The 12669-nt window shown below is 30.5% G+C and carries 11 protein-coding genes; 7 read left to right on the forward strand and 4 right to left on the reverse strand.

Features of this window, described 5'->3' with window-relative positions:
- Positions 1–19 precede the first annotated feature (19 nt).
- Together ACTPNM_RS15385 and ACTPNM_RS15390 are read right to left on the reverse strand one after the other, a co-directional pair.
- On the reverse strand, positions 20–1390 hold the full coding sequence (locus ACTPNM_RS15385) for a P-loop NTPase fold protein (protein WP_440122668.1): 1371 nt from the start codon (positions 1388–1390) through the stop codon (positions 20–22).
- 78 nt (positions 1391–1468) lie between these two features.
- Positions 1469–3853, reverse strand: coding sequence for a penicillin acylase family protein (locus tag ACTPNM_RS15390; RefSeq protein WP_440122669.1), 2385 nt, complete (start codon positions 3851–3853; stop codon positions 1469–1471).
- A 253-nt stretch (positions 3854–4106) separates the two neighbouring features.
- On the opposite strand from ACTPNM_RS15390, the gene ACTPNM_RS15395 reads away from it, so the two are divergent.
- The 3 genes from ACTPNM_RS15395 (at position 4107) to ACTPNM_RS15405 (ending at position 6250) form a co-directional block, all read left to right on the forward strand.
- Positions 4107–4415 (forward strand): hypothetical protein, encoded by a 309-nt coding sequence (locus tag ACTPNM_RS15395; RefSeq protein ID WP_440122670.1) that lies wholly within the window; start codon positions 4107–4109, stop codon positions 4413–4415.
- Positions 4416–4476: 61 nt separating this feature from the next.
- Positions 4477–4797, forward strand: a complete 321-nt coding sequence (locus tag ACTPNM_RS15400; RefSeq protein WP_440122672.1) for a hypothetical protein — start codon at positions 4477–4479, stop codon at positions 4795–4797.
- Positions 4798–4912: 115 nt separating this feature from the next.
- A complete protein-coding gene (locus tag ACTPNM_RS15405; RefSeq protein WP_440122673.1) occupies positions 4913–6250 on the forward strand; it encodes a sigma-54-dependent transcriptional regulator in 1338 nt (445 codons plus the stop codon).
- Here the strand turns inward: ACTPNM_RS15405 and ACTPNM_RS15410 are convergent.
- Positions 6243–8666, reverse strand: coding sequence for an ATP-binding response regulator (locus tag ACTPNM_RS15410; RefSeq protein ID WP_440122674.1), 2424 nt, complete (start codon positions 8664–8666; stop codon positions 6243–6245). The two genes, ACTPNM_RS15405 and ACTPNM_RS15410, sit on opposite strands and share 8 nt — an antisense overlap.
- Positions 8667–8861: 195 nt before the next feature.
- On the opposite strand from ACTPNM_RS15410, the gene ACTPNM_RS15415 reads away from it, so the two are divergent.
- The 3 genes from ACTPNM_RS15415 to ACTPNM_RS15425 all read left to right on the forward strand — a co-directional run bounded on the left by ACTPNM_RS15415 (position 8862) and on the right by ACTPNM_RS15425 (position 10863).
- The gene (locus ACTPNM_RS15415; RefSeq protein WP_440122675.1) at positions 8862–9989 is read left to right on the forward strand and encodes a DegT/DnrJ/EryC1/StrS family aminotransferase; all 1128 of its coding nucleotides are present in this window, start codon (positions 8862–8864) and stop codon (positions 9987–9989) included.
- 16 nt (positions 9990–10005) lie between these two features.
- The gene (locus tag ACTPNM_RS15420) at positions 10006–10407 is read left to right on the forward strand and encodes an MFS transporter (protein WP_440122676.1); all 402 of its coding nucleotides are present in this window, start codon (positions 10006–10008) and stop codon (positions 10405–10407) included.
- A 261-nt stretch (positions 10408–10668) separates the two neighbouring features.
- On the forward strand, positions 10669–10863 hold the full coding sequence (locus tag ACTPNM_RS15425; protein WP_028891267.1) for a hypothetical protein: 195 nt from the start codon (positions 10669–10671) through the stop codon (positions 10861–10863).
- A gap of 75 nt (positions 10864–10938) precedes the next feature.
- Here the strand turns inward: ACTPNM_RS15425 and fabD are convergent, their stop codons facing one another.
- Complete coding sequence (fabD, locus tag ACTPNM_RS15430; RefSeq protein ID WP_440122677.1) at positions 10939–11823, reverse strand: ACP S-malonyltransferase; 885 nt, start codon at positions 11821–11823, stop codon at positions 10939–10941.
- A gap of 65 nt (positions 11824–11888) precedes the next feature.
- Between fabD and ACTPNM_RS15435 the strand changes: the two genes are divergently transcribed.
- Entirely contained in the window at positions 11889–12578 is a 690-nt protein-coding gene (locus ACTPNM_RS15435) for a queuosine precursor transporter (protein WP_047790793.1), read from the forward strand.
- Positions 12579–12669 lie beyond the last annotated feature (91 nt).

Consider the following 12669-nt stretch of genomic DNA (forward strand, 5'->3'; position numbering starts at 1 on the left):
AATATTAAATAATTTAATATCAACTCACATTTTGCCCTCTATCCTTTAACAAACTTAAATACTCTCTCCAAATATCCATCTTAGATAAATTTCCAGGATTAGCTATGTATATATTATTTTCCCTCTTATTCTTATGAACCCTAAAACTAATTATATTCCCATCATAAAAATGGTAATCAAAATCTTCATTAGTTGATGAATTATCCTTATTGACTTTTCCGTTTTTATTATTGAAGTTTAAAAGAATCATGTAGTCTAATAATTTCTCCCAAAAAACCTCTTTTATTGTTGTATCTTTTTCAACAGAAACTTTACCAAAAGCATTAATTAAATCTTCATAATCATAATTAAACAACCTTAAAAGAAAATCAATAACATCTACAAAGCTCCTTCCTTTGTTAAAGTTTTTAGCAGACAAGCTTTTCAACTGCCTAAAATTAACCTGCCTATTATTAAACAATAAAACCAATAAGTTAATTTTCAACTCTATAAAACCAAAAACTGAGTACTCTTCTCTTACACCATATTCTTTTTCAAACAATGTTTTTAAAGCATCATAAAAAGTTAAAAAATAAATCTCACTTGAATAAAATTTATTTATATACCCCTCAAAGTCAGAATCTTTACCATATTTATGATGATATATACTTTTTATATTATAATAATCAGCAACGATGATAACTTTATCTATTCCAAACTTATTAATTGAGTATTCAGAATTATCAAAATTGGCCGAAAAAACATTTAAAAGTCTAAAAATATGTTCTGGTTCAATCCTATCCAAATCATCTAATATCAAGATATTTTTCTTCTGCCCATCCTCTCCCTTTATTTCACTTAATTTACTATTAATATAGGTAGTCATAATATCATTCTCATAAACACTACCTTTCGTATCTTCCATACGGCTAATGAAACTATTCACTTCGGAGGTTTTAAATTCCTGTTGATACAACTCTAAAATTTCCTTTTCAACTTTATTAAAAACTTGTATTATCTCTTTTAAAGACTTTCCTATTTCTGGAATTTTTTCAACAAAGTTTAACAAGATGGTATCAACACTCTTTTTTAAAATATCTCCTACTTCTTCTATATAATTTATACTTGTTTCTGCCTTAACATCATCTTTCTTCAATATTTCAAACAACAAGTCGTATTTGATTAATTCAAATACATCTTCATTTTTGTTTACTGCGTAATGAACAGGATATAAATGAAAAAAGTTATATTTTTTTTCTTCATTTCTTACTGACTCTATAAAGTCTTTTAAAAAAGTAGTTTTCCCAAAACCGAAAGGAGCTGATAAAAAAATAAAATCAGAATTATTTATATGCTCTTCAAAATCAAAAAAAGAATTCGTCTGTAATTTATAGCCTTTTCCTGTTGTCATATTATTTTAATTTTCAATTCATTTTATTTTACCTAATTTTAGACTTCCCCTTCTGATCGAAAGGACTAATCCTTTTCATTATTCCTTCGGCAAAAACACCAATGTATTTTCTGACTGCTCAATTTCTTGTTGATTCAACCTCATTTTTACAAACTCACCATCTACATATTTTTGTGCTTGGTCTTTGTAATATGGACTGAATACATTTCCTGATTGCCCTGTCGGTAAAATCGCAATACTATTTTCTACATCAGAAAAGTCAATAACTCTACGTGTTGAAGGCCCTCCGTGAATTTTATATACTCCTGTACTATCCAATTTAAAAATCTGGTTGTTAATCACCTCGTTTCCTCCAATGGTTTTAAACGGACCAACATTGAAAAACTTACGCAACAAACCTCCCGCTTTACCAATAGCGTGTTCGTATTCCACTGAAATTACGCGATTCCACGTCCAATTTTCTACATTCTCTCCTAATTGATTTTGTAAAAATGCGATGGCTTTTTGAAAAGCCTTGGTAATAATTTCATTTCTGGTTTCAACTTTATCTGTCGTTGAAATATCATCCCACCAAACTGATTGTTCCCTTTTAGCTTGCTCTGCTAACACTTGATCTTGTAATTGCGTATCTATAAACAACTGAAAACTGTCTCCTAATTCATCTTTGTAAGTAGCAGTTAAGAATTCATATAAAAATCTATTATAAATAGTCGGAGCTACATTAGTTTTTAAATATTCTCCATTCCACTTTTCTAACATCAAATATGCTTTTTTAGCTGAAGGTGAAAGTGTTGATTTATCCACACTATTTAATAATTCTCTCCCGATTTCTGGAACTACAGGTGAGGTTACATCGTAAATCATTTCAGCTACATCCTCTTTCGTAAAATCGTTTTTAGGTTCTAATAATTCAACTATTCTCTTCGCTCTATCTTCAGGTTGATAATATCCCGGGTATAATTTACCTCTCACGGAATCTGGTTGATTATTTGCTGAATACACATAATTCCAACTAGGATTTTCTGCTTGCGGATTTTCTTCAAATTCTAAATATTCTACAATTTCATCGTTCCCAGAAGCTCCGTTTAAATACATTTTAGAAGATAAACTATCTCTTAATTCATACAATTTAGCTGAAGCAAACCAACCTACATTCCCTTTAGCATCACCATACATTACATTTAGTCCTGGCGCGTGTATTTGAGCAGTTCCTGTTTTAAAATCTTGTAACGAATTTGCATGCGACATTTTATATGAAGCTTCCAATAATTTATTTGGTTCCTGCGTATAAATCCAGTTCATTGCCACGGGTCTATCATCCGTAACATGCTCTATCAGCCCATTCATAATTGGTCCGTGCTCACTTACTTTTACTTGATATGTGGTGTCTTTTCCTCCTTTAACTTTTATATGTTTGTTTAACAACTCATACTTTTTAAATCCTTCTGGAGTTTTATATTCCAACGGATTTTCAGGGTTGTTTTCTTCCACATAAAAATTCAAATCATCATTTGCCAACATTGTTAGTCCGTAGGCATACTCTTTATTGTGTCCTAATAACGGAAATGGCATCAACGCTAAATTAAATCCGTAAATTTCAAAATCAGGAGTTTTTATATGGTTTTGATACCAAACTGAAGGCTGCGAAAAATTAATATGTGGATCATTAGCAAAAATCACCTTACCGTTTTTGGTTTTAGGGGGTGCAATTACCCAAGAATTACTTCCTATAAAAGGTGCAACTGGTAATTGTTCTATAATCTCATTAACCGCAACAGACATTTCTGCTTTAATAGCTTCTTTATTCGTTGTCTTATTCAGTGTTAAATTTTTATCGAAAGAATTCAACAATTCATTTACATAAGACTCACCTAACTTTTCTTTAACTTCAGTTAACAACGGATCGGTTTTATGTGCAATTGCAAAACTAAATGCCATATAACCGAAAACATTATACACATCTTTAACTGTATAATTTTCTTTATCCAACCCTACTAAGTAAAATTCTAATGGCGTTGCTCCTTCTTCAATAAACTGATTAACTCCGTTTAAGTAAGCTTCCGTTAATTTATAAGTTTCTGAATTTTTATCTAATTCTTGAATCGTTTTTTCGGCAGCTTCTTCAATTCCTAACCCAGAAAAAAACTTATCTACTCTTACCAAATCTTTTCCAAAAACTTCTGCTAATCTTCCAGCTGCAATTCTTCTGATTAGTTCCATTTGCCACAATCGATCTTGAGCATGCACATACCCTAAAGCAGTATAAGCGTCTAGTTGATTTTGCGCATTGATATGCGGTACTCCAACCTCATCATAATACACCGTAACTTTATCTGAAATATTAGCTAATGCTAACTCTCCTTTATACGTAGGATGTAAGGTTTTTGTAAATAACCAAACTCCAACACTTAATAGCACTAAAAGTAATAGAACAATTTTTAAAGACTTTTTAAATAACTTCATTAGGGATGATTTTCTTCAAAGATAACAGAAATATTTATTGTTTATCTTCTGAGTAAATCGTGTAACTTTTACACAGTATTAATTAATTGTTTACACACTTTTTACACATAAAAACATTACCTCTCCAACCTTTACAAAACAATAAACAGCTAACATTCAGTGTGTTGAGTTTTTTAAGGGTTTAATTGAAATTGATGGCATATTTCTTTCAATACAACAAGCAAATACGTAAATAACTTAAAAACTTAATATCATGAAAAATTTAATTTTAGCAGCGGCGATTTTAGCAGGAGCTTCAACTTACGCAACAACTAACAACACTATTTCTCCTATTACTCCAGTTCACACGGTTGTAGAAAAAGGTTTTAAAGAAGTTTCTTTAGATAAATTACCAGCAGCAGTAGTAAAATCTGTAAAAGAAAGTTTTCCTAAAGGTAAATTAAGCAAAGCTTTTGTAAACGAAAAAGAGCAATACAAATTAGAGATTAGCTTAGAAAATGAAAGCAAAACTCTTTTTGCAGACAAAGACGGAAACTGGTTAGATGCCAAAGAAGTAAAATAACACACATATTCCCCTTGTTGTATTACAATAATAAATAATTATAACTTAAAAACTTAATGTCATGAAAAAATTAATCTTAGCAGTAGCAATTTTAGCAGGAGTTTCAACTTACGCAACAGTAAATAACACTAATTCCCCTATTACCCCAGTTCATACGGTTGTAACAGATGGATTCCAAGAAATCTCTTTAGACAAGTTACCAGCAACATTAGTAAACTCTATTAAGGAAAGCTTCCCTAAGGCTACCTTAAGTAAAGCTTTTGTAAACGAAAAAGAGCAGTATAAATTAGAAATTAGTGTAAACAACACTAACAAAACTATTTATACTGACAAAGAAGGTAACTTATTAGACGAAAAAGAAGTTAGCAATTCAAAAAAGTAATTTTTTTATTTCCCTCCTCAATTTTATTGACGAAAGAGCGTTTTCATGTAAAACGCTCTTTTTGTTTTTTACAAAGAGCTTATATTTATACAAACAATTTAGAATAAACATTTTTATGAAAAAGATTTTATTGGTAGAGGATGATGTTACTTTTTCTAATATGTTAAAACATTTCTTAGAGCGACATCAGTACACTGTAGAGGTTAGCTATACTATTAAAAACGCTTTCACTCTCTTAAAAAAACATTCCTATAATTTAATTTTTACTGATTTACGCCTTCCTGATGGAAATGGTATTGATTTATTGAAACAGAGTAAAAATACCGATAGTAATATTCCTGTTGTTTTAATGACTAGTTATGCAGAAGTTTCAACAGCAGTACAAGCTATGAAACAAGGAGCTTTTGATTATATTTCTAAGCCTTTTAACCCTGATGAAGTTTTAGAAGTAATTAGTAATGCTCTTGAGGTTAAAGCTGAAAAAATTACCGAGACCAAAAAAGAGGATAAAAAAGTTTCAAACTCAAATTCTAATATTGTTTCAGGCATAAGCTCAGCTTCTAAAAGTTTACACGAACATATTCACTTAGTAGCTCCAACCGACATGTCTGTTCTTATTACTGGTGAAAGTGGTACAGGTAAAGAGGTTGTTGCAAACACAATTCATACCCAAAGTTTACGTAAAGACAAACCATTTATTGCTGTAGATTGTGGAGCCATACCTAAAGAAATTGCTTCAAGCGAGTTCTTTGGGCATCAAAAAGGATCTTTTACTGGAGCTATAAATGATAAAATAGGACATTTTGAAGCTGCAAACGGAGGAACTCTTTTTTTAGACGAAGTTGGAAATTTGAACTATGAAAGTCAGGTACAGTTATTACGTGCTTTGCAAGAAAGGAAGATTAAGCCTGTTGGAAGTAGTAAAGAAATTATGGTAGACATTCGTTTGATTACAGCTACTAATGAAGATTTATTGTTAGCTGTTGAAAAAGGTAATTTTAGAGAAGATTTATACCATCGCTTAAATGAATTTTCTATCAAGGTTCCTAGTTTAAAAGATAGAAAAGATGATTTAATTCTATATGCTGATTTCTTCTTAGAAAAGGCTAACAAACAACTCAACAAATCAATTGCTGGATTTTCTCAAGAAGTTCTAGCTTTATTTCAACAATATAATTGGCCTGGAAACTTACGAGAGTTATCTAATGTTATTAAAAGGGCTACGCTTTTATCTCAAACTGAAATTATAGAAAAAGAAGTTTTACCTGAAGAATTAAAAAACACCGAAAGTCAATACAGTTTACCTAATGATTTCTCTACCAAAGAAAATGAAAAAAACCTTATTATTAGAGCTCTACATGAGGCTGGAAATAACAAAACTAAGGCTGCAAAACTTTTAAATATTACCAGAAAAACCCTGTATAATAAATTGAAAGAGTACAATATTAGTTAAGGTAATTTTTTACTTCTTTTAAAAAGATTTTTAACTCTTTTTCAAAATTTCTCCATGAAGTTTTGTTTATCTCATCACTAACCTCAAATTCTTCCAAAAAAGCAATTAGTTTAGTCGCTTTTAGTTGCTTTGACATTCCCAACATTTTGTGACTAACATTATTGAATCCCTGCAAGTCATTCTCTTTAACAAATTTCTTTAATAACAATAAGTTCTCTTCAGTATCTTTTAAAAAAGATTCTAAAGTTTTATTTATCTCTACCTCATCATTATTAAAAAATGTTTTCAAGGTAGTAATATCAAAACTATTTGTTTTCTTGTTATCAGTATAACTGTTAGCTATATCATTACCTTGGATTTTAAAATCAAAAAAACGCTGTAAAATTTCTTTTAATCTTTTAGAGTGAAAAGGTTTAATTAATGCATCTGAAAAGCCGTTTTTAATATATTCACTTTCTGATAAATTCGCCCTTCCAGTCATTGCTACGATGGGCTGACCTTTATAGGAATTATGCTTCTTTAAAGTCTCCATAAAATGGATACCATTCATCTTAGGAAGCTGAATATCAGTCAAGACCAAATCATAAGCAACATTATCTATTTCATTCAGTGCTTCTTGTGCATTACTAAAAGAAGTTACTGTAACTCCAAATCCTTTTAAAACATTCTTTAACAATGATCTCAAAGAAGTATCATCTTCAACCACTACTGCATGAATGTTGAGCATCTCTTTTTGATAATTTGCTTCATATTCTTTTGGTTTTCCTTCAGCAAATGTAACTGGTACAAATAGTGAAAACCTACTTCCTTTCCCTAAGCTACTTTGTAGAGTTAAAGAACCTCCCAAAAGTTCCGCTAGTCTTTTGGAAATAGTTAAACCTAATCCAAATCCATTTTGACCATTCTCTTTTTCGTGCACTTGTGTAAATTCTTTAAATACTTTTTCTTGTTTGTCTTTACCTATTCCTACTCCTGTATCGATTACCGCAATCTCTATATATTTTTTTTCCTTTACACTTCTTAATTTACTCTGTATTGTAATTGAACCTTCTTTTGTAAACTTACAGGCATTGGTTACTAAATTATATAGTATTTGTTTTATTCTAAAAGGGTCACTAACAATTAGTGTGTTTATTTTTTCATCATGTTTTACATTCACTGAAACAGGCTTGTTTTGAACAAGATTTTTAGCACTATTTGCCACCTCTTCTATATTTCTCTTTAAATCAAAAGGAATAGCCTCAATAGTTATTTTACCATTCTCTAATTTAGAAAACTCTAAAAGATCTCCTACAAGTTGTCCCATATAAACCGATGCATTTTGTATATGCACCACATAGTTTTTCTCTTTAGTATTAGCTATTGATTTTTGCAACAATTCGCTAAAACCAGTAATTGTACTAAGCGGAGTCCTCAAATCGTGACTAACCATAGATATTAACTGCTCTCTACTTTTTAAAAGCGACGAGGTAATTGCATTCGCACTTTCTAATTCTTGCCTATAATGCTGACTTCTCCAGAAATCATTTAAAATTATTATTGAAAAAAGCACAATGATAACAAAACCTACTCCCGTAGCTAAAAGAATTATATTCTTGCTACGCCCAAGCGTTTCTTCATGTTTTTTATGAGCTTGATTTGCATTGAAAATAACATCTCTTTCAAGCACACTTAAAACCTCCCGTAATTTTCTTGATATTGTGATATCGTTTTCTATTAACTCCCTTTCTTTTATTCGCAAAAACCTCCGTTTAATGGTTGTTTCTCTTTGAGCTTTTTGAAGTATTTCTTTAGAAGCTGAAACTAAAGAATCTATTTGTTTTTGCTCTTCAGCATTAACGGGTTTTTCTTCATCCTCTCTATCAAATAACTTTAAGTATCTTTCTAAACTTAGTCCTGTTTTTTTACTAAAAACATCAGGATTATCAACAAGATCTTTTACTGAACCCTTTCCAAGTAGTGAATCTATAGACCCTAGCTTATCTATGGCTTCATTAATAGATTTCTCGGAAGCATTTCTTTGGTTTAACCTTCTTAAACTCGTTATGTTTTTTCGTTTTTTATTTAGAACTAACTTAACACTATCTAGTATTGATTTTTTTGATACATCTTTTGCTAAGAAATTAAGTGAATCAATCTTTTTTAATAATGATTTATTTTCTGTTACATACTCATTATATCGTTTATAAGAATTCAACTGAATAGCAGCTCTTCCTAGATTTTCATTTTCATATATATCAGCAATTAAACCTCCTGTTTGTATAATATTATTTCTATCAGAAACACCTTGCTTTTGGATTTCTATATATGTTTTAATTTCAGAAAATAACAAAATTCCTGAAACAACTGCTAAAACCGCCAAAGTGGCATAACCTATTAAAACCTTAAATGCTATTTTACGTTTAGATGTTTTCATTAAGTAACACGTAACCTTATTTTCTCTTTTTACAAAACGACAATACTCAACCTTTGTTGCTTAATAATTCATTTATTAAACATATTGTATAATACTGATACAAAACATACGCTTATTGCTCTTATTATTTTCTACAAAGACCCTTTAACAATGAAAGATAGTTTGTATTTTTGATGTCTATAAAATCATGTCAAAATGAGAAAAATTCAAATGGTTGACTTACAAAGTCAATATCAAAAAATAAAAGATACAGTTGATACTTCAATTCAAGAAATTCTAAATTCTTCAGCATATATTAACGGACCGTACGTTCATGAATTTCAAGCTGATTTAGAAAATTATCTAGGCGTTAAGCATGTAATTCCATGTGCTAATGGTACCGACGCTTTGCAAATAGCGATGATGGGCTTAGGTTTAGAACAAGGTGATGAAGTAATTACCGCTGACTTTACATTTGCTGCAACAGTTGAAGTAATTGGTTTATTAAAATTAACACCTGTTTTAGTTGATGTTGAACCAGATACTTTTAATATTGACATTGAAGCTTTAAAAAAGGCAATTACTCCTAAAACAAAAGCTATTGTTCCTGTTCATTTATTTGGACAATGTGCTAACATGGAAGCTGTTTTAAAAATTGCTAAAGAACATAACTTATTTGTAATAGAAGATAATGCTCAAGCCATTGGAGCAGATTATACTTTTTCTAACGGAACGAAGAAGAAAGCAGGAACTATGGGTGATGTTGGTACTACCTCTTTCTTCCCTTCTAAAAACTTAGGTTGCTATGGAGATGGTGGAGCTATTTTTACCAATAATGATGAATTAGCGCATACGCTTAGAGGAATGGTTAATCACGGAATGTACAAACGCTACTACCATGATGTAGTTGGAGTAAATTCTCGTTTAGATTCTATTCAAGCAGCTGTATTAAAAGCTAAGTTACCTTTATTAGATAGTTATTGCGATGCCCGTAGAAAAGCTGCGGAATATTATTCAAATGCATTTACCAATAACTCAAATATTATCACACCAACTATTAGTGATTTTACTACGCATGTTTTCCATCAATATACATTAAGAATTACTAACGGAAAACGTAATGAACTACACCAACATTTATTAGATAACGGAATTCCAAATGCTATTTATTATCCTGTTCCGTTACATGCTCAAAAAGCATATCAAGACGACCGATATAATGAAGGTGACTTTACAGTAACTAATCAATTAATTGATGAAGTTATTTCATTACCAATGCATACCGAATTAGATGAAGAACAATTAGCATTTATTACTAAAACTATAAATGATTTTATTCAATAATTTGGACTGAAACCTTATGGATCAAAAAATTAAAACTTTAAAAATTATCCACCTTGCTTTAGTTGCTGGTATTACTCTTGCTTTTACCATTTTAGGTAATTTTAAGATTATGTTCGACATGGTGATTGATAACTCTTCTTTATTCTATGCTTTTATTCCTGCAATAGCTTATGTTGCTAGTAACTTCATGTTTAAAAACATGTTAAGCAAAATACAAAAAGATACTAGTAATGAGGAGAAATTTGCGGTTTATCAAACTGCTTCTATAGTAAGATGGGCTATTATTGAAGGTGCTTGTTTTTTGATTTTAATTTTAAAACCAGACTTTTTGCTTTTAGGAGTAATCTTATTAATTTATTTAATTCTCTTAGCTCCAAAAAAAGCACAAATATTCCAAACCTTAGATATCAGAAACTAAGATTTCTTATACAAAAAAGACAAAAAATCACTCAAAATAATCAATTTTGAGTGATTTTTTATTCATTTTAATAAAAAACAGCTTTTTTACACCTCTAATTTGTGAATTGTTTCCACTTCCTATTATCATATTCTTAAAATAGTACACTCCTAATTCAAGAACACATATTTATTAGCTGATTTTTAATGTTTTAACGTTTATTAATTGACATCACGCTTTAAGCTTTTTAGTTTTGTACCCTAATTAAATGATACTAGAATAATGAAATTGATTAAAATTAAAAGAGAAACACGTTTAGAAAAACGATTTTCAAGAAAAATGGGTAAACTTCATACTAATGTTACCTACATTAAAAAAATGTTTTTAAATATTATACCGCTTGAAACGGTACACAAATACAGAGAAACCTATTATGGTGAAGTTAAAGATTGCGAAGACTGTGTCTTAGCTAAATAACAACTTTCTTTTTCACAAAAACAAAAATCCCGTTCTTTAGGAACGGGATTTTTCTATACTATATGCTTTTACTATTTATGCTAAAGAAGCACCACTAGCAACTACACTTCTATCAATTTTACGCATTAATCCTTGTAATACTTTACCAGGACCAACTTCAACAAACTCAGCACCACCATCAGCAATCATTGCTTGCACACATTGCGTCCATCTTACTGGCGCTGTTAATTGTGCTATCAAATTTTCCTTAATTTCAGCAGGATTTGTTACTGCTTTCGCTACCACATTTTGGTATACTGGGCAAATAGGTTCGTTAAATGTAGTTTCTTCAATAGCTGCAGCTAATTCTTCACGAGCTGGCTCCATCATTGGTGAATGAAATGCTCCTCCTACTGGTAAAAGTAACGCTCTTTTCGCGCCTTTTTCTTTCAATACTTCACAAGCTTTTTCAACTGCTTCAACTTCTCCAGAAATTACTAATTGTCCAGGACAGTTATAATTTGCTGCTACCACTACTCCATCAATCGAAGCACAAACTTCTTCAACTACAGCATCTTCTAATCCTAACACAGCTGCCATAGTAGATGGTTGAATTTCACATGCTTTTTGCATTGCTAAAGCACGTTTAGAAACTAATTTTAATCCGTCTTCAAAAGACAATACACCATTAGCTACTAATGCTGATAACTCTCCTAAAGAGTGACCTGCAACCATTTCTGGTTTGAAGTCATCTCCTAAAACTTTTGCTAAAATTACTGAATGTAAAAAGATAGCAGGTTGTGTTACTTTAGTTTGTTTTAATTCTTCAGCAGTACCTTCAAACATTACGTCGGTAATACTAAAACCTAATATATTATTTGCTTTTTCAAAAAGTTCTTGAGCTAATGGAGAGTTTTCATATAAATCTAACCCCATTCCTGTAAATTGTGCTCCTTGACCTGGAAAAATATACGCTTTCATTTGTTTGTTTTGTTGTTTGTTTAACCTTGCAAACATACAACTTTTAAAATTACTATCTTCGTTTTATGACTGTACAACAAAAATCTCAAGCACAACTTATTTACCTAGTTTTAGCTTCGTTATTTATAGCCTCTCTTGTAACTTCAAACCTAATTTTTCAGAAGTTTTTTTATTGGGAACCTTTTAATTTATTTCGTTTTGAAGTGTCTGTTGGAATACTTCCTTATCCTATTACTTTTTTAATTACTGATATTCTTTCTGAAATTTATGGTAAAAAAAAAGCTAATCAAGTTGTTGTAGCAGGTATTTTTGCTTCCTTTTTTTCTATGTTAATTATTTTAGTAGCTGATTACGCTCCTGCAATTGACAATTCTCCTATAGGAAATGAAACCTTTACAAAGGTTTTTGGGCTTTCTCCTTTAGCAGTATTAGCGTCTATGTTAGCTTACTTGGCTGCTCAGTTTATAGATATTCGTATTTTTCATTTTTGGAAAAGGTTAACTAAAGGAAAACATTTATGGCTTCGTAATAATTTTTCTACCTTTTTGTCACAATTTATAGATACTTTTACCGTATTATTTTTATTGAGTTCTTTTAAAATACTTCCTTGGAGTATTTTTGGTAGCCTTTTACTTAGCGGTTTTTTATTTAAAGTCATTATAGCAGCTCTGGACACTCCTATTTTGTACGCTGTTGTATATTGGTTTAGAAAAAAGTTCGGCTTAAAAATGGGAGAAGAAATCACAGAATTTTAACTTAACACTACTATGTTGAACAAGTTTTTTTACAGAATTTTTAAAGAGCATTTTTCACTCTCGGAAACGCTTGCCATTTATCTAAATTTAT

It is taken from the genome of Tenacibaculum sp. Ill (assembly GCF_051938915.1).
GTDB lineage: Bacteria > Bacteroidota > Bacteroidia > Flavobacteriales > Flavobacteriaceae > Polaribacter > Polaribacter larymnensis.

Bases quoted from the DNA above. Each gene is read 5' to 3' on its own strand.
- ACTPNM_RS15385 (WP_440122668.1), bottom strand. From the start codon at position 1,390: ATGACAACAGGAAAAGGCTATAAATTACAGACGAATTCTTTTTTTGAT.
- ACTPNM_RS15390 (WP_440122669.1), bottom strand. From the start codon at position 3,853: ATGAAGTTATTTAAAAAGTCTTTAAAAATTGTTCTATTACTTTTAGTG.
- ACTPNM_RS15395 (WP_440122670.1), top strand. From the start codon at position 4,107: ATGAAAAATTTAATTTTAGCAGCGGCGATTTTAGCAGGAGCTTCAACT.
- ACTPNM_RS15400 (WP_440122672.1), top strand. From the start codon at position 4,477: ATGAAAAAATTAATCTTAGCAGTAGCAATTTTAGCAGGAGTTTCAACT.
- ACTPNM_RS15405 (WP_440122673.1), top strand. From the start codon at position 4,913: ATGAAAAAGATTTTATTGGTAGAGGATGATGTTACTTTTTCTAATATG.
- ACTPNM_RS15410 (WP_440122674.1), bottom strand. From the start codon at position 8,666: ATGAAAACATCTAAACGTAAAATAGCATTTAAGGTTTTAATAGGTTAT.
- ACTPNM_RS15415 (WP_440122675.1), top strand. From the start codon at position 8,862: ATGAGAAAAATTCAAATGGTTGACTTACAAAGTCAATATCAAAAAATA.
- ACTPNM_RS15420 (WP_440122676.1), top strand. From the start codon at position 10,006: ATGGATCAAAAAATTAAAACTTTAAAAATTATCCACCTTGCTTTAGTT.
- ACTPNM_RS15425 (WP_028891267.1), top strand. From the start codon at position 10,669: ATGAAATTGATTAAAATTAAAAGAGAAACACGTTTAGAAAAACGATTT.
- fabD (WP_440122677.1), bottom strand. From the start codon at position 11,823: ATGAAAGCGTATATTTTTCCAGGTCAAGGAGCACAATTTACAGGAATG.
- ACTPNM_RS15435 (WP_047790793.1), top strand. From the start codon at position 11,889: ATGACTGTACAACAAAAATCTCAAGCACAACTTATTTACCTAGTTTTA.